The sequence below is a fragment of the Agromyces sp. NPDC060279 genome (assembly GCF_042726785.1).
In the GTDB taxonomy this organism is placed as follows: Bacteria; Actinomycetota; Actinomycetes; order Actinomycetales; family Microbacteriaceae; genus Agromyces.
Map to the genome: position 1 here is coordinate 1686407 of NZ_JBHXBK010000001.1, position 19616 is coordinate 1706022.

General features: G+C 73.3%; 19 protein-coding genes. 12 read left to right on the forward strand and 7 right to left on the reverse strand.

Going from position 1 to position 19616, the window contains the following annotated elements; translation table 11 throughout:
• Window positions 1-38: 38 nt before the first annotated feature.
• Window positions 39-3863 carry a beta strand repeat-containing protein gene (locus ACFWE1_RS08020; protein WP_376932924.1) on the reverse strand — a complete coding sequence of 1275 codons (3825 nt, stop codon included), beginning with the start codon at window positions 3861-3863 and terminating at the stop codon, window positions 39-41.
• 141 nt (window positions 3864-4004) lie between these two features.
• Here ACFWE1_RS08020 and ACFWE1_RS08025 point away from each other — a divergent pair, with 141 nt between their 5' ends.
• The 5 genes from ACFWE1_RS08025 to ACFWE1_RS08045 are packed head-to-tail and all read left to right on the forward strand — an operon-like array spanning window position 4005 to window position 6576.
• Window positions 4005-4442: a hypothetical protein gene (locus ACFWE1_RS08025; protein WP_376932925.1), complete on the forward strand. Its 438-nt coding sequence runs from the start codon at window positions 4005-4007 to the stop codon at window positions 4440-4442.
• Window positions 4442-4954, forward strand: coding sequence for a phage tail protein (locus tag ACFWE1_RS08030; RefSeq protein WP_376932926.1), 513 nt, complete (start codon window positions 4442-4444; stop codon window positions 4952-4954). The genes ACFWE1_RS08025 and ACFWE1_RS08030 overlap by 1 nt, the downstream gene beginning before the upstream one ends.
• Window positions 4955-4967: 13 nt before the next feature.
• A complete protein-coding gene (locus tag ACFWE1_RS08035) occupies window positions 4968-5468 on the forward strand; it encodes a phage tail protein (RefSeq protein ID WP_376932927.1) in 501 nt (166 codons plus the stop codon).
• A 27-nt stretch (window positions 5469-5495) separates the two neighbouring features.
• The gene (locus tag ACFWE1_RS08040) at window positions 5496-6023 is read left to right on the forward strand and encodes a phage tail protein (RefSeq protein ID WP_376932928.1); all 528 of its coding nucleotides are present in this window, start codon (window positions 5496-5498) and stop codon (window positions 6021-6023) included.
• Window positions 6024-6030: 7 nt separating this feature from the next.
• Complete coding sequence (locus tag ACFWE1_RS08045; RefSeq protein ID WP_376932929.1) at window positions 6031-6576, forward strand: GNAT family N-acetyltransferase; 546 nt, start codon at window positions 6031-6033, stop codon at window positions 6574-6576.
• Here ACFWE1_RS08045 and ACFWE1_RS08050 read toward each other — a convergent pair.
• Both ACFWE1_RS08050 and ACFWE1_RS08055 read right to left on the reverse strand, forming a co-directional pair.
• The gene (locus ACFWE1_RS08050; protein ID WP_376932930.1) at window positions 6483-7151 is read right to left on the reverse strand and encodes a TMEM175 family protein; all 669 of its coding nucleotides are present in this window, start codon (window positions 7149-7151) and stop codon (window positions 6483-6485) included. The two genes, ACFWE1_RS08045 and ACFWE1_RS08050, sit on opposite strands and share 94 nt — an antisense overlap.
• A gap of 17 nt (window positions 7152-7168) precedes the next feature.
• Window positions 7169-8758 (reverse strand): carboxylesterase/lipase family protein, encoded by a 1590-nt coding sequence (locus ACFWE1_RS08055; protein ID WP_376932931.1) that lies wholly within the window; start codon window positions 8756-8758, stop codon window positions 7169-7171.
• A 106-nt stretch (window positions 8759-8864) separates the two neighbouring features.
• Here ACFWE1_RS08055 and ACFWE1_RS08060 point away from each other — a divergent pair, with 106 nt between their 5' ends.
• On the forward strand, window positions 8865-9353 hold the full coding sequence (locus ACFWE1_RS08060; protein ID WP_376932932.1) for a DUF1877 family protein: 489 nt from the start codon (window positions 8865-8867) through the stop codon (window positions 9351-9353).
• A 21-nt stretch (window positions 9354-9374) separates the two neighbouring features.
• Here ACFWE1_RS08060 and ACFWE1_RS08065 read toward each other — a convergent pair whose 3' ends face one another.
• Window positions 9375-10802, reverse strand: coding sequence for a PucR family transcriptional regulator (locus ACFWE1_RS08065; RefSeq protein ID WP_376932933.1), 1428 nt, complete (start codon window positions 10800-10802; stop codon window positions 9375-9377).
• A 117-nt stretch (window positions 10803-10919) separates the two neighbouring features.
• Between ACFWE1_RS08065 and ACFWE1_RS08070 the strand changes: the two genes are divergently transcribed.
• The 3 genes from ACFWE1_RS08070 to ACFWE1_RS08080 all read left to right on the forward strand — a co-directional run bounded on the left by ACFWE1_RS08070 (window position 10920) and on the right by ACFWE1_RS08080 (window position 15032).
• Complete coding sequence (locus ACFWE1_RS08070; RefSeq protein ID WP_376932934.1) at window positions 10920-12017, forward strand: alcohol dehydrogenase catalytic domain-containing protein; 1098 nt, start codon at window positions 10920-10922, stop codon at window positions 12015-12017.
• Between the two features lie 119 nt (window positions 12018-12136).
• Entirely contained in the window at window positions 12137-13510 is a 1374-nt protein-coding gene (locus ACFWE1_RS08075) for an APC family permease (RefSeq protein ID WP_376933082.1), read from the forward strand.
• 151 nt (window positions 13511-13661) lie between these two features.
• The gene (locus ACFWE1_RS08080) at window positions 13662-15032 is read left to right on the forward strand and encodes a GntR family transcriptional regulator (RefSeq protein ID WP_376932935.1); all 1371 of its coding nucleotides are present in this window, start codon (window positions 13662-13664) and stop codon (window positions 15030-15032) included.
• Here ACFWE1_RS08080 and ACFWE1_RS08085 read toward each other — a convergent pair.
• Window positions 15008-15844, reverse strand: a complete 837-nt coding sequence (locus tag ACFWE1_RS08085; protein WP_376932936.1) for an MBL fold metallo-hydrolase — start codon at window positions 15842-15844, stop codon at window positions 15008-15010. The two genes, ACFWE1_RS08080 and ACFWE1_RS08085, sit on opposite strands and share 25 nt — an antisense overlap.
• A 198-nt stretch (window positions 15845-16042) precedes the next feature.
• Here ACFWE1_RS08085 and ACFWE1_RS08090 point away from each other — a divergent pair, with 198 nt between their 5' ends.
• Entirely contained in the window at window positions 16043-16243 is a 201-nt protein-coding gene (locus ACFWE1_RS08090; RefSeq protein ID WP_376932937.1) for a hypothetical protein, read from the forward strand.
• Here ACFWE1_RS08090 and ACFWE1_RS08095 read toward each other — a convergent pair.
• Complete coding sequence (locus ACFWE1_RS08095) at window positions 16230-16931, reverse strand: YceI family protein (protein WP_376932938.1); 702 nt, start codon at window positions 16929-16931, stop codon at window positions 16230-16232. The two genes, ACFWE1_RS08090 and ACFWE1_RS08095, sit on opposite strands and share 14 nt — an antisense overlap.
• Window positions 16932-17109: 178 nt before the next feature.
• On the opposite strand from ACFWE1_RS08095, the gene ACFWE1_RS08100 reads away from it, so the two are divergent.
• Together ACFWE1_RS08100 and ACFWE1_RS08105 are read left to right on the forward strand one after the other, a co-directional pair.
• Window positions 17110-17613, forward strand: coding sequence for an ASCH domain-containing protein (locus tag ACFWE1_RS08100; protein WP_376932939.1), 504 nt, complete (start codon window positions 17110-17112; stop codon window positions 17611-17613).
• Between the two features lie 376 nt (window positions 17614-17989).
• Window positions 17990-18514, forward strand: a complete 525-nt coding sequence (locus ACFWE1_RS08105; RefSeq protein WP_376932940.1) for a hypothetical protein — start codon at window positions 17990-17992, stop codon at window positions 18512-18514.
• A gap of 22 nt (window positions 18515-18536) precedes the next feature.
• Here ACFWE1_RS08105 and ACFWE1_RS08110 read toward each other — a convergent pair whose 3' ends face one another.
• A complete protein-coding gene (locus ACFWE1_RS08110) occupies window positions 18537-19565 on the reverse strand; it encodes an LLM class flavin-dependent oxidoreductase (protein WP_376932941.1) in 1029 nt (342 codons plus the stop codon).
• Window positions 19566-19616 lie beyond the last annotated feature (51 nt).

The following is a 19616-nucleotide window of genomic DNA, read 5'->3' on the forward strand; positions in this document are numbered from 1 at the left end:
GAGGGCGAGCCTACGCCCTCATGCGCGCACGGTCGTCGCTAGGCGCTGCGGCGGCGGCGCACCGCGAGCAGCACCAGCAGAGCGAGCCCCGCGAGGATGCCTCCCGCCGCCAGCAGCATCGGCAGCAGCGTGTCGATGCCGGTGTGGCTGAGGCCGCCCGGCGTGCCGCCGCTCCCGCCCTCGCCGCCGTTCCCGCCGTCGCCGGGCACCGGCGCGGGCACCACGAGGCGGGTCTCCGCCGCGAGGAGGCGCGCCGAGCCATCCGCTCCGACGCCGCTCGCCGCGAGCGCGTGCCCGCCGGCGGCGAGCGTCTCGGGAACGGTGACCTCCGCCGAGAAGGCGCCCGAGGCGTCGGCGACGGCCGAGCCGAGCGGCGTGAGGGTCGAGTAGACGCCGAGCGCGATCGGCGCACCCGGGAGGAAGCCCTCGCCGGAGACCGTCAGCGTCTGGCCGCGACGGAGCTCGGCGGGCACGCCGCCGAGCGCGCCGTCGACCGCGGCCGGCAGCTGCGACGGCAGCGCGACCTCGTCGGTCACGGTGAGCGAGAACTCGAGCACGTCGTCGCCGGAGGCGTTCGTCGCGGTGAGCTCGATCGCCGACGTCGCGGCGTCGCCGAGCGCGGGGGTGCCGCTCAGGGTCGCGGTGCCGTCGCCGTGGTCGACGAGCGAGAGCCACGCGGGCAGCCCGCTCGCGGTGATCGCGGGGGCGGGATGGCCCGTGGCGGACACCTCGATTGTGCGGGCCGCGCCGGGCAGCACCGTGACGTCGGACTGCGCAGCGAAGGCGGGCACCTCGCCCACGGTGAGCGTCGCCTCGGCGCTCGTGGCCTGCCCGGCCGCGTTCGTGAAGACCGCCCGGTAGCGGGTGCCGTCGTCGGCGAGGGCGGCGGTGAGCGTCAGCGTCTCAGCGGTCGCGCCGGCGATCGGCTGCCAGCTGGCACCGTCGTCGGCCGAGCGCTGCCACTGCACGCCGGGCGCCGGGAAGCCGCTCGCCGCGGCAGCGAGCTCGAGCTCGGTCCCCGCGACGACCGAGGCGTCGACCGGGTTCTGCGTCACGAGCGGGGCCTCGTTCACCGTGAGGCGGACGAGCTGCCGGTCGCTGCCGTAGGCGTTCGAGATGAGCAGCCCGACCTCGACCGTGCCGCCCGCGCCGGCCGGCGGGGTGCCGACGAGCCGCTGCGAGCCGACCGGGCCGGTGAGGCCCAGCCAGGTGGGCACCGTGCCGTCGAAGACGACCGCACCGGCGGCGGGGTAGCCGCCGTCGACGGTGATCGGCAGCTCGCCGGGGGTGCCGACCGTGAAGGTCGCGGTGCCGGGGCTCGTGATCGCGGGCGCGCGCCCGACGACGAGCTGGATCGTCTGGTGCAGGGCGCCCACGCTGTTGGCGACGTCGATACGGGCCGTGTAGAAGCCCGCGTCGGCGGGGGCGGCCGTGCCGTGCAGTCGGACGCGCCCGTTGCCGAGGTCGGTGAAGGTGATGCCGGTCGGCAGCGCGGAGTTCTCGAGCGCCGTCACGGTCGGGACGGGGGCGCCCGAGAAGACGAGCGTCTCGTCGATGCTCGTCCCGGCCGCCACCGAGTAGAAGCTCGGGCCGTGGTAGCTGGGGGCGGACTCGACGGTGAGGGTGAAGGACTGCGTCGCCACCCCGGTGCTGTTGCCGAGCCAGAGCGTGAAGGTGTGCGTGCCGCCCGCGTTCGCCGGCGGCGTGCCGACGAGCCGGGTGCCCGACGTGGTGTCGATCCGGAGCCAGGACGGCGCGCCGCTGAGCTGCGGGACGCCCGTCGCGGCGGGGTAGCCCGGCGTGAAGGTGATCGGCACGCTCTGCTCCGTGCCGTTCGAGGTGAAGGTCGCGAACGCGCTGCTCGTGATGGTCGGCGGGGCCGTCACCGTGACCGCCATGACGTCGACGCGGTCGCCGAAGACGTTCGTCGCCTGGAGCGTGATGGGCTGCACACCGGTCGCCGTCGGCCGCCCCGTGAGCTTCGCGGTCCCGTCGCCGGCGTCCGACAGCGTCAGCCCGGCGGGGAGGGACCCCGTGGCGACGATGGTGTCGGCGACGTCCCCTCGCGTGCGGATCGTGACGTCGACGTTCTCGCCTTGCTGCACGGTGAGATCGCTGAGCCCGTCGAAGTCGGGGGCCGAACCGACCGCGATGGTGAGCGTCTGCTCGACCGTCGCCCCGTTGTCCGCGCGCAGCACGATCGGGTAGCTGCCCCGGGCGCCTGCGGTGGGGGTCCCCGAGATGTTCGCGGCGCCGGGCGCGCCGGGCGAGAACGACAGGCCGGTCGGGAGCGCGCCCGAGACGAGGCTGATCGTCGGCGCCGGGGCGCCCGTCGCCGTGACGGGGAAGGAGACGGCGTTGCCGATCGGGGCGACGAGGGTCGCCGGGCTCGTGAAGTTCGGCACCGCGCGCACCGAGATGGCGATCGGGATGGTCGCGGCGTCGAAGCTGAGGCTCGCACCGCCGGCCCCGCCCGTCGCTCCGGCCGTGAACGTGGCGCCGGCCGTGCCCGCGCTGAGCGCCGCCGACGCCGGGGAGACGCTGGAGCCGCTGGGCCCGGAGGCCGCCCAGGCGACCGTCGCCCCGTCGAACGCGGTGAGCTTGGCCGGGGCCACCGGCAGGCCCGCGGAGTCCCGGCCGAACGAGGCGGTGAGCGCGGTCGAGCTTCCCGAGTCGACGGTCGAGGCCGCGGCGCTCGCCGCGAGCGTCAGGAACGGCGCGACCGTGCCGCCCGGCAGCTCCGCGAGATCGCACGGCGCGGTCGACGGACCGGCGTTGCAGCCCCACCAGTTCAGGGTGGCGCCGACGGTGCTCGAGGCATCCGCCCGGAACGCGGCCGCGCCGCCCGTGTTGCCGGCGATGCGGTTGTACTGGGCGGTCGCCGGCCCGTCCGCGAACGCGACCGCAGCGCCGAAGCCCGCCGTGCCCGCGACCGCGTTGCCGGTGAAGGTGTTCGCCGTGATCGTGGCCGGGCCGGAGAGCTGACGCACCGCCCCGCCGAGGGCCGGCGACTGGTCGCCCGTCGTCACCTGGTTGCCGCTGAACACGGAGCCGCTGATCGCGACGGCGGCCCCGGCCGCGTCGTAGGCGACGGCGCCGCCGCCGTTGTCCAGGCCGGCGGCCGCGACGACGGAGTTGCCGGTGAAGGTCGAGCCGGTGATCGTGAGCGCCTGGTCGCTCGGGTCGCCGAGCGCCTGGTAGAAGACGGCGCCGCCCGCGCCGAGTCCGGCCCAGTTCTGGTCGAAGAGGGAGTCCTCGATGGCGAGGCTGCCGCCCATGACCTGCACCGCGCCGCCCGGGGCGAAGGAGCCGGCCGTCGAGCGGTTGTCGCGGAAGACGGCGTCGCGGATGACGAGCTCGTCGCGGGCGGCCGCGTCGGCGGAGCCCGCGATGATCGCGCCGCCGCCGATCTGCGCGTCGCGCCCGCCTTGGAAGGTGAGTCGCTCGAGCGTCACGGCGACGCCGCCGCCGACGTTGGGGTCGACGCTCAGCAGCTGCGTCGTGCCGTTTCCGATGATCGCGGCCTCGCCCGAGGCCGGGCCGGTGACCGTGATGTCGGCGCCGGGTGCCGTGCCGAGCTCGAGTGCGCCGGCCGCGCCGAGCCGGTAGTCGCCGGCGGGCACCGAGATCTGCTGCGCGCCGCCGAGGTTGTTCGCCACGCAGAACGCGTTGCGGAGCGTCACCGGGTCCGCCGTCGTCGTGACCGTGTCGTCCCCGCAGGCGTTGTTCGCGTCGCCGTCGGCGGTGGTCGTGACGGTGATCGCGTCGGCGGCGTACGCCGGGGGCGAGACGAGCACCCCGCCCGCGAGCAGTGCTGCGATGGAGAGTGCCGCTGCGGCACTCCGGACGTGTCCAGCCCGCAAACGAAGCCCTTTCCCGATGCGCCGTCTCGAGGGCGCGTTGCACCCCAACTGGGTACGTCGGAATGCTATCGGCTGATTCGATCGGAGAGATAGTGTGGGCCCGCCGCCCAGTTCGGGGGGTCTCGGGATCTCAGGAGCGACGTGACGTCAGGACTCTCACGCCGCACCGCTCTCGGCGCCGGCGCAGCTGCGCTCGGTGCCGCGGCGGTCGGCACGGCTGCGCCGGCGCAGGCGCAGCAGGCGGCGCGCACGGCGGCCGCCGCGCCCCCCTCGGCCGCGAGCAGCGGCCTCGACCCGGCGATGCCCGTCCGCTCGCAGTTCCTCGGCCGCGAGGGCACCGGCTACGACGGCGCGTCGCAGTGGTCCGCCCATCGGCTCGAGCTCGCCTTCGTCGGCGACCTCCCCGGCGACGGCGACGCGGAGCACCGCTTCGCCGTGCGGTTCACGACGGATGACTCGGCGCGCGACGGCATCTACCGGCTGACCGCGCCCGGCGAGCCCGACGCGATCCTGTACCTCACCCGCGTCGGCGGCGGCGCGCCGACGCTCGAGGGCGTCGTCGATCGGAGGTCCGCCTGATGGCCGAACCGTTCCTCGGCGAGATCCGCGTCTTCGCCGGCTCCTACGCGCCGGTCGGCTGGGAGCTCTGCGCTGGACAGCTGCTCTCGATCAGCGAGAACGAAGCCCTCTACACCCTCATCGGCACCTTCTACGGCGGCAACGGCGTCACGACGTTCGCCCTGCCCGATCTGCGCGGCCGGGTGCCGGTGCACCAGGGCACCCTGCCCGGCGGCGGCACGTATGTGCTGGGCGCGCCGGGCGGCGTCGAGCAGGTGACGCTGACCACGAACCAGCTCCCCGCCCACACGCACACGGCCCGCGCCACGGCAGCCCCCGACCGCACGACCCCCGGGGATGCGATCTGGTCCTCGCAGACCACTGGCGCGTACCAGGCCGCGAACCCCTCGACGACGATGAAGCCGCAGGCGGTCCAGGAGGTCGGTGGCTCGCACCCGCACGACAACATGCCGCCGTCGCTCGCGGTGACGTACATCATCGCCACCAGCGGCATCTACCCGAGCCGGCCCTGAGGAGCAGCGCACCATGGCAGATCCATTCGTCGGCGAGATCCGCCGCATCGCCTTCGACTGGGCCCCGAGAGGCTGGCTCCTGTGCCACGGCCAGTTCCTCGCGATCCAGACCAACCAGGCCCTGTACGCGCTGCTCGGAACCACGTACGGCGGCGACGGGCGGACCACGTTCGCCGTGCCGGACCTTCGCGGCCGCAGCCCGATCGGGGTCAGCCAGAACGTCCAGTGGGGCGCCGTCCTCGGCGAGGAGAGCCACGCCCTCACGCAGAACGAGATGCCGATGCACACGCACCAGGTGCTCGCGACGAACAGCGCCGCCGCCGGCACCTCCCCGGCAGGCGCGGTCTGGGCGCAGACGGAGCAGGCGGCGTACGGCACCGGCTCGCCGACGACCCAGCTGCGGCCCGGCGCGATCCCGTCGGTCGGCGGCAATCAGCGGCATGAGAACCGGTCGCCGTTCCTCGTCGTCAACTACATCATCGCCACCCAGGGGATCTTCCCCTCGCGCAACTGAACGCGCGGACGGTCCGAACGGAGCATCATGGCAGACCCCTACATCGGCGAGATCCGCACCGTCGCCTTCAGCTACGCACCGTACAACTGGGCGCCCTGCAGCGGGCAGCTCATGCCCATCGTGCAGAACTCCGCCCTGTACTCCGTGCTCGGCACGACGTACGGCGGCGACGGCAAGTCCACCTTCGCCCTGCCCAATCTGAACGGCCACCTCGCGATGGGGCAGGGCGACGGCCCGGGGCTCACGCCCCGCTCGCTCGGGATCGACGTCGGCAGCGCGACCGTGACCCTGCTGTCGACCGAGATGCCGCGCCACACCCACGTGCCCGGGGCGGTCGACGCGGGCGGCACGACCGGCTCCGCGACGGACGGCGTCTGGGCCCAGCCCCGCTACGGCCGGGTCGGCCGGAAGGCGTACGCGAACGTCACGGACGCGCCGATGCGCGGCGACGCCCTGGCGATGGCCGGCGGCGGCCAGCCCCACAACAACCTGCCGCCCGTGCTCGGCATGTACTTCGTCATCTCGCTCGTCGGCGAGTGGCCGCCGCGCCCCTGACGCGCCGATGACGGTCGAACACGACCCGCGGCATCCGCTCGTGCAGCAGATCGCGAGCGAGGTGCTGCGCGAGCGCCTGGCCGGCCTGCCTGCGGAGCTCGCCGCGCCGCTCGTCGGTGCGCAGCTGCGGGCGAAGTTCGAGGCGATGCGCGCCTCACGCCCTGCGGCCACCGCGGAGCTGCTGCCGACCGGTCGGGGCGACGCCGACGACGCGCTCGGCTACCTCCTCGTGGACCGCAGCGGCGAGGAGCTCCGGCTCGTCGACCTCGCCGTCCGCGCGGAGGCCCGCGGCCGCGGCGTCGCGAGCGCGGCGCTCGGCTCGCTCACGGCCGAGGCGGATGCCGCGGGGCGCGCGATCACGCTCTCGGTGTGGGCGGGCGACCCCGCCGAACGGCTGTACGCGCGGCACGGCTTCGTCCGGATCGAGGAGGCCGGAGCGCGTGAGGATGCAGCCGGCGGCTACGTCGAGCTGCGCCGGCCGCCCCGGCCGACCGCACGCCAGAGCAGCGTGTGCACGGGCGACACCAGCACGAGCAGCAGCAGCGCCCAGTAGCCGATCGCCGGCACGAGGATCGATAGGGCCAGCGCGACGAGGAAGAGCCCCGTCGTGATCACGTCGGCGAGGATGCCGCGGCGCAACCGCACCTCGGCGACCGAGTGCAAGGCGGGGTGCCGCAGCAGGTACCAGCGGATGGCGAGCGACATGCCGCTCGTCAGCACGAGACTGCCGATGTAGACGAGTTTCTGCGCGGCGTCGGTCTGCATCGAGCCGAGCATCGCGGTCGGCACCGGCAGCCACACGATCGTGAACATCCAGCCGATCGTGAGCCAGAGCAGCACCGGGCTCGTGCGCTCGACGCGGGCGAACACCCGGTGGTTGGCGAGCCAGAATGTGGCGATGAGCACGAAGCTCAGCGCGAAGCTCATCAGCTGTTCGGCGTGCTCACCGAACCAGGACGCGACGCCGCCGCCCTCCGCGCCGGCGTCGGTGACGCTCTCCATGAGCGGCAGGATCAGCAGCGTCATCGCGATCGCGACGACCGCGTCGGTGAAGGCCTTCAGCCGCTCGGCGGAGGTGGTCGTCGGCCCGGTGCCGTCGTCGGGCTCGTCGCGCTCCTGCGAGGTCATGCAGGCAGGCTAGCGGCTCACACATGGGGGACGAAGCGCTGCCACGCGACCCGCCGCTCACCGCGGGGATCGGCCTCCACCCGGTCGCGTCGATCGAGGATCAGGGTCAGCCGCTCCGGCTCGGCGTACTGCGGCCAGTCGAGCCATCCGTCGTCGCCCGGCGCCGCCTCCCCTCGCCCGAGCGGGGAGCGCGCCAGCTCGGGACGGCCGCTTGCGGCGAACGCCGCCCAGCGCGCCTGCATCCGCCGGCCGACCGCCACGAACATGCCGCGGTCGCCGAGCACCGTGAGCCCGACGCCGACGGGGGTGTCGAACTTCTCGAACAGCGCGAACAGCTCGAGGCCGTGCGTCGCGTCGAGGCCGAGCAGCCGGGCCATCCGCGGGGCCGCGTCGAAGCGGTAGCTCCACGTCGGTGCGAAGCGCGCGTGCCGTTCGGCGAGCTTCACGCTCGGGAACCAGAACGTGAAGTCCCCGGCGAAGTCCGCGGCCGGCCGACGATCGGGCAGGCCCGGGTACTGCCGCTTGATCTGCTTGCGCGCCTTCTTCTTGGTGTTCGCGAAGATCGCCCGGATGCGCGGCTTCGTCGTCGGCAGGATGTCGATGCGGCCCTCGAACAGCGAGCCCTCCCGGTCGTTCGTGCCGATCACGAGCGGCACCCGGTGAGCCCGCCCCTCCTTGAAGGCGTCGAGCGGCCGCCAGGGCAGCAGCTCCCCATCGATGACGGGGGCCAGGCTGATCGTGCCCGGGTTCTCGTCGGGCGTGCGCACGGCGAGTTCCGTCGTGGCGCGGGCGAGCACGGTCGGGTCGGCGGTGCGGAGCATCCTGGCCGCGTCCTCCGGCGCCTCGCTGTCGAGGTCGTCGTCGTCCACCAGGCGGCTGAGGAGGCGCACGTACTCGGCCGCCCAGCGCTGCGCGACCTCGGCCGGATACACCGCGTTGGCCGGGGAGGACTGCGCGATGGCCCGCGCGAAGAGCCCCTCGGCGGCGGGCACCGTCATGAGCGTCGTCACGGAATTCGCCCCGGCGGACTCGCCGAAGAGCGTCACCCGCGAGGGGTCGCCGCCGAACGCGCGGATGTTCCGCTGCACCCACTCGAGCGCGGCGAGCTGGTCGCGGAGCCCGAGGTTCGCCTCGATCGGATGCTCCGGCGTCGAGTAGGCGCGCAGATCGAGCCAACCCAGGGCGCCCAGGCGGTAGTTGCAGCTGACGTAGACCACGCCGTGCCGCGCGGCGAAGAGCTCGCCCTGGCGCGGATACTCGCCCGAGGAGCCGACGCTGTAGGCGCCGCCGTGCAGGAACACCATGACCGGCAGCCCGGCCGTCGGCCCGGCGCCCTCGGGCGAGAGCACGTTCAGACTCAGGCAATCCTCGCTGCGCGGCAGGTGCGGCGCAGCCCCGATGAACTGGCCCCGCCGCAGCTGCGGCGCGACGGGCCCGAACTCGTGCGCGGCGCGCACGCCGTCCCAGCCCTCGGCCGCGCGCGGCGCGCGGAATCGCCCGGCACCGGCGGTCGATGCGGCGAAGGGGATGCCCCGCCAGCTGCGCACCCCGCCGCGGCGCACACCGTGCACCGCGCCGAGCTCGGTCTCGACCAGCAGTCCGTCCACCGCGGCCCCGCCTGCAGCCCTTCGCCCAGCCCTCCCCATGCGCGCATGCTAGCCGTCCCGGGTGACCGGCGAGGCACCACGAGCCCCCACCTGCCAGACTCGGGCCATGGAGCTCGGAGTGCACTTCCGTCTGAACGATGCCGAGGCCGCGCGGGTGCGCGAGGCCGCCGGCGACGACGAGCGGCTCGGCGCGGTGCTCGCCGAGCTCGAGGCCGACGAGGAGGTCTGGGCCCGGGCGTGCGAGACCGACAAGGCCTGGGACCCGATCGCGTGCGCACTCGCCCCGGCCGGCGAGTCGGACGAGTGGCCGGCGCGCGGCGTCATCGGCGGCGCACGCTCGCTGCAGGAGGACGACGACGAGTCCTGGGTCACGCACCTCGACCCGGCTGAGGCCGCCGAAGTCGCCGACTACCTCGCCGGCCTCGACGACGCGGCGTTCGCGGCCGCCTACGCCGAGATGCCCGAGGAGCTGCGCAACCCCGAGTTCGGCCCCGACGAGCAGGAGTACGCGCTCGCGATGCTCGCGGGACTCCGCCCGTTCTTCGAGGCGGCGCGCCGCGAGGGCCAGCACGTCGTCTTCACCGTCGGGTTCTGAGCGCGCCGCTCCCGACGCGGCTCAGCGCTCGAGCGCGCGGATGGCGAGCCAGGCCGCCGTGCGATCGTCGGGGCTCGCGAGCGAGAGCCCGGTGAGCTCCTCGATACGGTGCAGGCGCGAGGCGAGCGTCTGCCGGTGGACGCCGAGGGCGGCCGCGGTCACGCCGAGCGCGCCGTGCTCGGCGAGGTAGACGCGCAGGGTGCGCAACAGTTCGCCGTCGCCGCCCGCGAGCGGCTCGAGCAGATCGCCGATGCGCGCCGAGGCATCCTCGTCGAGCCGGTCGAGCACGTAGGCGACGGTCGGCAGCGCGCGGTACCGCACCACCGCCCTGGCGTCGGCGACGGCCGCCTCGTGCGCCTGCCGCGCCTCGCCGGCGCTGCGGGCGAGGGCATCCACCGGCGCGGAGGAGCCGAGCCCGAGCCGCAGCACGACCCGGCCGTCGAGCAGGAACTCCTCGACCCGGCGGGCGAAGCCGTCGACCTGGCCGTCGCGCAGGAAACCGATGACCCGCTCGTGCGACTCGGTCACGACGTGCACCGCACCGAGCTCGTCGAGCCAGCGGGTGACCAGTCGCTCGAGATCGACCCCCTTCGAGCGGCTGGTCAGTGCGAAGGCGGTGAGGCTGCGGTCGCGCACGCCCCAGCGATGCAGGAGCTCGGATGCCTCGGCGCCGCCCGCGAGCAGCGTGTCCACCATGACCGAGCGGCCCAGCCGTTCGGTGCCGCCGTGATCGTGGGTGCGCAGCAGCAGGTCGAGGAGCGCGGCGGCCTGCGAGGCGAGGTCGCGGGTGCGGCTCGTCGAGGCCTCCCGCGTGGAGACGACGAGGTAGGCGGTGAGGTCCTCGCCGGGGCCGACGGCGTGCACCTGCAGGCCCGGATGGCGCACCCGGACCGGTCGGTGGAACGCGACGGCCACGGCGTCCTGCACGTGCAGCCCGCCCGCGCCCGCCGTGGTGATGACTTGGCCGTGCACGTCGAGCAACACCGCCCAGCCGTCGATCCGGTGCGCGAGCTCGGCGACCACCGCGCGGGCCCCGCCACGACGGGCGACCTGCGTGAGCACCTTGGTGCCGGTGGTGACGAGCCGGTCCTCGGCGGCGCGGTCGTCGGCGAGCTGGGCGACGAGCGCGGCGAGCAGCAGCTCGGGCGGCTGGCCGCGGCCGAAGACGGCGGTCGCCCCCGTCTCGGCGAGCGCGGCGCGCAGCGCGGTCGTCGCGGCGGGGGCGACGAGCACGGCTCCGGCGAGCGCGGCCGAGCGCGCGTCGCCCGCGCGGAGCGCTGCGCGGAGTTCGGCCGCGGTCCCCACGACGAGCGTCGCGAAGGCCGGATGCCCGACCACTGCGAAGTCGGCGAGCGGCAGGGCGGCGTCGACGGGGGTCGAGGGGCCGACGCGCCCCTCGACGAGTTCGCCGCCGAGCGTCGCCGCGACGGAGTCGAGTCGGCGGGCCATCCCTCGATTGTACGGAATGTCGATCGAATGGGCCTCGGTTCACACTTCTTCGCAATGACGGACCCTCGACTCCTTGCCTAGCATCGGCATGCCCAGCAACAGATCCAAGGGAGCATCATGAAAGCCATCGTCTTCCGCGAGCCGGAGGCGCCGATCGAGGTCGCCGAGGTCGCCCTCGCCGCCCCGAAGGCCGGCGAAGTCCGCGTGAAGATCGCCGCGGCCGGAGTCTGCCACTCCGACCTGCACGTGAAGCGAGGGGAATGGGATGCCCCGGCCCCGCTCGTGATGGGCCATGAGGGCTCGGGCGTCGTCGTCGAGCTCGGCGAGGGCGTCACCTCGCTCGCCGTCGGCGACCACGTCGTGCTCAGCTGGGTGCCGCCGTGCGGCGAGTGCCGCTACTGCCGCTCGGGCCACGAGGCACGCTGCCAGAAGGTCGCCACCGTCGTCGCGCCGAAGGGCGTACTCTTCGACGGCACCTCGCGCCTGAGCAGCGGCAACGAGGAGCTGCACCACTACCTCGGCGTCTCCTCCTTCGCCGAAGAGGTCATCGTCCCCGCATCCGGTGCGGTGAAGGTGCGCGACGACGCCCCCCTCGACGTCATCGCCGTCGTCGGCTGCGCCGTCGCCACCGGCGTCGGCGCCGTGCTCAACACCGCGGCCGTCGAGCCCGGCTCGACCGTCGTCGTCATCGGCTGCGGCGGCGTCGGTCTGAACGTCGTGCAGGGCGCGAAGCTCGCCGGCGCCGAGCGGATCGTCGCGATCGACGTGCTGCCCGAGAAGACCCAGCTGGCGCTGCAGTTCGGCGCCACCGACCGCATCGACGCCTCGAAGGGCGACGCCGTGGAGCAGCTGTTCGAGCTCATCCCCGACGGCGTCGACTACGCCTTCGACGCGATCGGGCGCACCGTCACGACCGAGCAGGCCATCCGCATGCTCGGCCTCGGCGGCGCCGCCGTCATCGTCGGCCTGCCGCCGACCGGCGCGAAGGCCAGCTTCGAGCCGCTCGTGCTCGCGGAGGCCGACCAGCGCATCCTCGGCTCGAACTACGGCTCGGTGCGCCCCTCGATCGACATCCCCGCGCTCGTCGACCGCTACATGGACGGCCAGCTGAAGCTCGACCCGCTCATCTCGGCCCGCCGCCCGCTCGTCGAGGCCGCCGCAGCGTTCGACGACCTCGAGTCGGGCGAAGCGCTGCGCACCCTTCTCATCCCCTGACGCACCGCTCTTCCTCCGTTTCCCCCAACCCGACTCATAGGAGAGTTGCCATGACCGCCCCCACCCAGGCCGGCGCCCCCGCGCAGGCCCCCGTCGACGCCGGCCTCCGCCGCGGCGTCATGAGCGGGCCCGAGCTCGCCGCCCAGGCCATCGCCAACATCGCCCCGAGCGCCGTCATCGCGTTCACCGCCGCCGGCATCTACCTCGGGGCGGGCAACGGCACGATGCTCTCCTTCGTGCTGGCCACCCTCGTCATCCTCGCCGTGGGCTACTGCGTCGCCGTGTTCGCCAAGCGGCATGCCTCGGCCGGCTCGCTGTACACCTACGTGTCGAAGGGCCTCGGGCCGTTCGGCGCGTACCTCGCCGGCATCGCCCTCCTCGTCGGCTGCTGGGGCATCGCGGCCGGCTCGCTCGGCGGCGCCGTCTCCTACATGAACCAGTTCCTGCTGCTCATCGGCGTGCCCGCCGAGGGCCTGGGCTGGTCGATGGCGCTCGCGGTCGTGCTCGGCGGCCTCGCGACGCTGTTCACGATCCGCGGCATCCGCCTCTCGGCGCGCGTCTCGCTCGTGCTCGAGCTCGTCTCGGTCACGATCATCCTGATCCTGCTCGTGCTCGCCCTCGTCTGGGCCGGCCCGGCCGCGTGGGACCCGGCGCAGTTCTCCTTCGAGGGCGTGCCGTTCCAGGGCGTCGCGGCGGGCATGGTGCTCGGCATCCTGGGCTTCGTGGGCTTCTCCTCGGCCGACGCGCTCGGGCGCGAGGCGCGCAACCCGTACACCGCGATCCCCCGCGCCATCATGTGGAGCGCGGTCACCGTCGGCATCCTCTACGTCTTCGCCGCCTACACGCAGATCGCGGTGCTCGGCGAGGACCTCGGCACCGTCGCGAGCCCGCTCGAGGCGATCGCCACGCAGATCGGCATGCCGGCGTGGTTCGCCCCGATCCTGACCTTCGGCGTCGGCGCCTCGTTCTTCGCCGTCGTGGTCGCCCCGCTGAACGTCGTCGGCCGCATCATCTACGTCATGGGCAAGGAGGGCGTGGTCGCCGAGCGCTTCGGCCGCACCCACGACCGTCACCTCACGCCGCACCGCGTGCTGCTCATCGCCGGCCCCGCCGCGATCGTGCTCGACCTGATCCTGCTCGCGATCGGCGTGAACCCGATGGACATCGTCGTGTGGGTCGACACCTACGGCACCTACGGCTACATGGTCGCCTACGCGCTCGTCGCGATCGCCTGCGTGGCCTACACGCAGCGCGAGAAGATGCGCAACGGCCTCGTGTGGTTCTGCGCGATCGTGTCGGTCGCCGCCATGGCCTACGTGTTCTTCGCGAACGTGTGGCCGGTGCCGGCGTGGCCGCTGAACGTCATCCCCTACCTCTTCCTCATCACGATGATCGCCGCGATCGCCTGGTACCTGCACCTCGCCAAGCGCCGCCCCGAGGTCATCGCCCGGATCGGCAACACCGAGACCGACGCGCTCGAGGGCGTCGGCTAGGCCCCACGACTCGCGCTTCGTCGTCGTCGATCCGGCGGTGGGGCGTGGCTGACCGCAACGGCGTCCGGTTCCCCCGACCGGACGCCGTTGTGGTATCCCCGGCCCAGCTCGATGGATGCGTGAGGCGCGGCCGCGCGTGTACGGTTGCCGTGTGCGCATCGAATCGACGGGCGATACGGCGGTGGACCGGGTCTTCACCGGCCTGCGGGACGACATCATCGCTGGCATCCGGCCGCCCGGTACGCGCATCGTCGAGCGCGCGGTGGCCGAGGAGTTCGAGGTGAGTCGACTGCCGGTGCGCATCGCGCTGCGCCGTCTCGAACTCGACGGTCTCGTCGACCATCGCGCCCGCCACGGCACGACCGTCCGCGCGATGTCCGTCTCGGAGGCCGCGGACCTCTCCGAGGTGCACTCGGCGCTCGACCGCCTCGCGGTCCGTCAGGCCGCGATCCGCCGCACCGAGGCGGATCAGCTCCGCTTCGCCGACCACGTCGACGCCGCGCAGCGCGCGGTCGACGCCCACGACGTCGAGCAGCTCATCGCGGCCGGCGTCCGCTTCCGCTCCGACGTGTACCGCGCCACCAGGAACGCGCCGCTCCTCGCCATCCACGACGGCACCCTCGGCCGCACGCTCCGCATGTTCACGCTCGGCGAGCCGGCGGCCGTCGAGCCCATGGCGCACGTCCGCAGCGTCGCCGACGCGCTCGAACGACGCGACCCGTCCGCCGCCGAGCGTGCGATGGTCGAGTTCAACGAGTACATCCGCTCGGTCAGGCGGGAGCACGTGCTGGCGCAGCTCGACGACGACTCCGCGACCTCGCCGCGACGGGTGCGCCCGGAGGACGGCCCGTCGGAGGACGAAGAGCCGGCCGGCGCCGGGCGCGTCACCGCCGACGTCCGTGCGGCGATCCTCGCCGGTGAGCTGCGGCCGGGCGACACGGTCTCCGAGCGCATCCTCTCCGAGCGGCACGGCGTCGGTCGCATCCCCGTCAGGCATGCCCTCGACGCCCTCGCCGGCGAGGGCCTCATCACGGTGCCGACGTCCCGGGTCTCCGCGAAGGTGCGCGACCTCTCGCGGGAGGAGACCGAGGACCTCTTCGACGTCTGCGTGACGCTCGACGTGCTCGCGACGCGGCTCGCCGCCGAGCGGCGCACGAGGGAGGAGATCACCCGGCTCGAGGCGGAGCTGCGCACCGTCGAGCGGCTGGCCGAGCGCCCGATGGGTGCCGCGGAGCGCGCGGAACTGCTCGACCGCATGTTCGCCTTCCGCCGGCACATCTACGTCATGGCCGAGAACCGCGCGCTGCTCCAAGTCGACCGGATGGTCGAGACCCGGATGCGGCTCGCCGTCGCTCGGCTGCCGATCACCGGGGAGGCGCTTCGCGGGCAGCGCTTCCTGTTCGAGGCGATCGCGAGCCGGGAGACGAATCTCGCCGAGGCGATCTACCTCAACGTGTTCCCCGGTCGCGCCCGCCGCGCACGCGTGTTCGGCGAGAGCTACGGGCGGCCCGGCGAGGGCTGAGCGCGCGGCGGCTCCGGCTCCAGGGGCACGAAGCGGCGCGCGCCGTCCTCGACGACGATGCGGCCGAACCGCTGCCCCGGGAGGTGGGCCGCGACGACGAGGTCGCCCCGCGCGGCGGCCTCGTCGGCGAGCCGATTCCGGGCGCTCGACGCCGCCAGCGGGTCCCGGTCCCAGACCACGGTCCAGTCGCGTTCGGCGAGCTGCACGGGCGAGTGCACGACATCGCCGAGCAGCAGCGCGCGCGAGCCCTCGGAGGAGAGCTCGACCACCGTCGAGCCGGGGGTGTGCCCCGGCATCCAGCGCAGTGCGACCCCGTCGACGAGCTCGACGTCGGCGTCGAAGCGTTCCAGCAGCGGCTCGATGGGCCGCAGCTTCTCGAGCACGTCGGCGCGCGCCCCCGGCCCCTCGACGAAATGCGCCCAGTCCGCGCGGTGCACGCGGTGCACGGCGCCCGGGAAGGTGGGGATGCCATCGACCGAGGCCCAGCCGATGTGGTCGAAGTGCAGGTGGGTGAAGACGACGTCGGTGACGGACCGCGGCGAGACGCCGTGGTCGGCCAGCCGGTCGATGAGGCCGCCCCCGGCGTAGTCGCCGTCGTCCATGGGCCCGACTCCCGCGTCGACCACGATCACGCGCGCACCTGCCCGAACGAGGAAGCCGCCGACGGGGAACTCCCAGCGCCCGTCGTGGCCGAACGCCTCCGGATGCGCGCGCCAGGCGTCGGGGTCCGAGAACCGGGAGATGATCTCGCCGGCGAACTCGCGCCCGACGCCGTCGATGAGGGGGTGGACGTCGATGGCACCGATTCGCATGGAGCCACCGTACGCGCCCGAGGCCCCGCTCCGGTCGATCGCTGCTCGCGCGGCGCATCGCTCGTTAGGCTGGCGACATGGCGCCGCCCGAACCGTCCGTTTCCGCCCCCGACGCGCCCACCGCCCCCGGAGCTGTGAAACCCCTACACAGTTGAGGGATCCGCGTCATCCGCCCCGGCATCCGCCGTCTCTCAAGGCATGACCCGTTCCCCCGCCCTCCCCGGTGCCGCCCCCATCGAGCACGCGGAGATCTTCACCGTTCCCGAGACCGGCGAACGCATCCGCGTGCGCTGCCGCTGCGGCCGCGCCGCCGACCACGAGTTCCGCCGCGAGAGCGGAAGCCAGGACGGCGGCAGCACGACCGTGCTCGCCGATCCGGTGCGGATCAGGCGCGACTGAGTTCCAGCGAGAACTCGACCGAGCCGTTCGGCTCGACCGAGACGAAGCCGAGGTTCGGCGCCTCGACGCCGAAGTCCGCGAAGGTGATCGGGATACTGCCGGCGACCTGACCGGTCGCACCGTTCAGCACCGCCTGCAGCTCGACCGTGACCGCCTTGGTGACGCCTGCGAGCGTGAGCTCGCCCGTCGCCTGGACGGTCCGCACCTCGCCGACCGTCGGTGCGGCATCCACCGTGATCGGCTCGGTGAGCACGAAGCTCGCGGTCGGGAACTCGTCGGTGCGCAGCGCCTCGGTGCGGAAGTAGTCGTCACGGTTCGCCGAATCGGTCGCGATCGAGGCGACGTCGACTTCGAAGGAGGCCGATTCGAGCGTGAGGCCCGCGACCGTCAGCTCACCCGTGACCTGCTCGGTGCGGCCCGTCACGGTGACGTCAGTGCCGTTCAGCACCTCGTCGACGCGGTAGCCCGCGAAGGAGCCGTCGGCGACGGTCCAGCTGCCGCTGAGGTCGCCCGACTCGGCGGGGTCGCTCGTGCTCGCCTCGGGCGCCGCCGTGACCGTGGGGGCCGTGTCGGGCTTCGCCGCGATCAGGTCGCGGTAGACGATGGGGCCGGCGATCGCGGCGGTGGCGCCGAGCACGAGGGCTCCGGCGACGATCGAGGCGGTGATGATCTTGGTGCGCTTCTGCATGGGACTCTTTCGTTCATCGTGTCGACGGTTCGCGTCGGGTCGCGGTGACGGGATTCCAAGCGTGGCGCACGAACGTATGAGAAGCCATGGAGTTTCCCTGGAAGGCGCCGCAGATGACGCGACATGACGACATCCCGACCGATCCGGCGGATGACGCGCGAGCTGCGAGACTCGGTGGATGGACAATGCGCCGATCGACACCGACGCCGCCCACGCCCTCTGGGCCGAGTACCGCGCCTCCGCGCCGGCGCACTGGATCGAGGACGGGGCGCCCTCGATCGAACGCTTCGGCGACCACGCCGAGCTCACCGACGAACTGCTCGGCCTCGTCATCGACGGGCCGAAGCGCGCCACCGCGGGGCTCGTCGCCGAGTTCGAGGCGGCGGGCGAGCCGCTCCCGCGGGTCGGCAGCCACTGGATCGCGTGCGACTCGACGGGCCGGCCCCGCGTCGTGCTCCGTTCGGTCGAACTCCGCGTCGGGCCGTTCACGAGCGTCGACGAACAGTTCGCCTTCGACGAGGGCGAGGGTGACCGCACCCTCGCGAGCTGGCGGGAGGGTCACCGCGCCTACTGGACGCGGGTCGGCGGGGCGCTCGGCATCGAGTGGACCGAGGCGCACGACATCGTCTTCGAGCGCTTCGAGATCGTCTGGCCGCCCGAGCACGCCGACGCCCGCCCGTAGCGGGTCGGCGGCACGCCCTCGCATGACGGCACTTTTTGCGGGTCAGCGGGCCACGGCACCCGCAAAAAGTGCCCGCATGGCCCAGCGACCGAGCAGCAGCACGACCGTCGCGGCGATCGCCCACATCGCGACGGCGGTCTCAGTCATCCGCCACGCCCTCGCATGACGGCACTTTTTGCGGGTCAGCGGGCCGCGGCACCCGCAAATACTGCCGTCACTCCATCGCAGGCCGCCGCACCCAGCCCCGTGGTATCCACCCAGAGCCCACACGCATACGTCGAGGCAGTGAGACGCTGTCTATACGGGAGGGAAGTGCTTGACGCGTGGCATCCCGTGAATTCACAATGACGTGAGTCCAGAACTGAGGGAGAAGCCGATGAGCACATCAATCCCGGCCGCCCTGGCCGGCGCGGCGGGCGCGCTGCTCCTGCTCGTCGGCTGTACGAGCCCCGCGGCAGAAGCCGAGAGCGCGCCGATCACCCGAGCAGAGCTGCCCGCGATCTCCCCGAGCGAGGAGCAGCAGGCCGCGATCGCCGACGGCGAGGTCGACGAAACCGAGTACACCGACGGCTTCGAGCGCTACGAATCCTGCATGCGCGAGGCCGGCTGGAGCCTCGTCGGCGTCGACCGGACCGGATACCTCATCGAGTACTCGGTGCCCGACGAAGCCGTGGTCCGAGGCGACGACGACCGCTGCTCCCAGCGGGAGTTCGCCGAGATCGACACCCTGTGGCAGCTCGCGCACGAAGACGAGTCGTACACCACGCGCCTGTACCAGCACTGCCTCCGCGAGGCCGGTGTCGACCCGGCCGAGGACGCAGCCGCCGTCTTCGCCCAGCTCGGCGAACACGACCTCGACCCGAAGGACTGCCTCGTGTACGCCGACCTCGTGCGCCCGTAGTGCCGGCGCCGCGACGCGACCGCTAGGCCGTCGTCGGCTTCCAACCGAGGCTCGGGGCGACGTGCTCCGCGAACGCCGTGATGAGCCGCAGGTTGAACGCGACGCCGAGCTGCGACGGGATGGTGAGCATGAGCGTGTCGGCCGATCGGATCGCGGCATCGCGCTGCAGCTGCTCCACAAGGCGCTCGGGGGTGTCGGCGTAGGTCTTGCCGAACGTCGAGCGGAAGCCGTCGATGTAGCCGACGCCGTCCGACTCGTCGCGCCCGCCGAAGTAGAGCTCGTCCTCGGCCGTGGTGATCGGGAAGATCGAGCGGCTCACCGAGACGCGCGGCTCGCCCGCGTGGCCGGCCTCGCGCCAGGCGGCGCGGAACGCCTCGATCTGCTCGGCCTGCAGCTCGTCGAAGGGGATGCCGCGGTCCTCGGTGAGGAGCGTGGACGACATCAGGTTCACGCCCACGCGCCCCGCCCACTCGGCGGTGTCGCGGCTTCCGGCGCCCCACCAGATGCGGGAGCGCAGGCCGGGGCTGTGCGGTTCGATGCGCTGCAGACCGGTGCCGCCGCCGAACGGCGACGAGGCATCCCGCTCCGCGAGCCCCTCGCCCTCGATCGCCTGCAGGAAGCGGGCGAAGTGATCGCGGGCGAGGTCGGCGCCGCGCGGGTCCTGCGAGCCGGTGTAGCCGAAGGCCTCGTAGCCGCGCACGACCGTCTCGGGTGATCCGCGGCTCACGCCGAGCGCGAGTCGCCCGCCGGAGATGAGGTCGACGGCGGCCGCGTCCTCAGCCAGGTGCAGTGGGTTCTCGTAGCGCATGTCGATGACGCCGGTGCCGACCTCGATGCGCTCGGTACGCGCCGCGATCGCGGCGAGGAGCGGCATGGGCCCGGCCTGCTGCCGCGCGAAGTGGTGCACGCGGAAGTACGCGCCGTTGACGCCGAGCTCGTCCATGCCCTGGGCGAGGTCGATCGCCTGCAGCATCGAGTCCGCGGCGGTGAGCTCGCGGCCGCCGCCGAGGGGGCCGTAGTGACCGAAGGAGAGGGTTCCGAAGCGTTCCACGTCGGTGGCAACAGGCGCCGGCGCAGGTCTATTCCGACGCATGGATGCCTC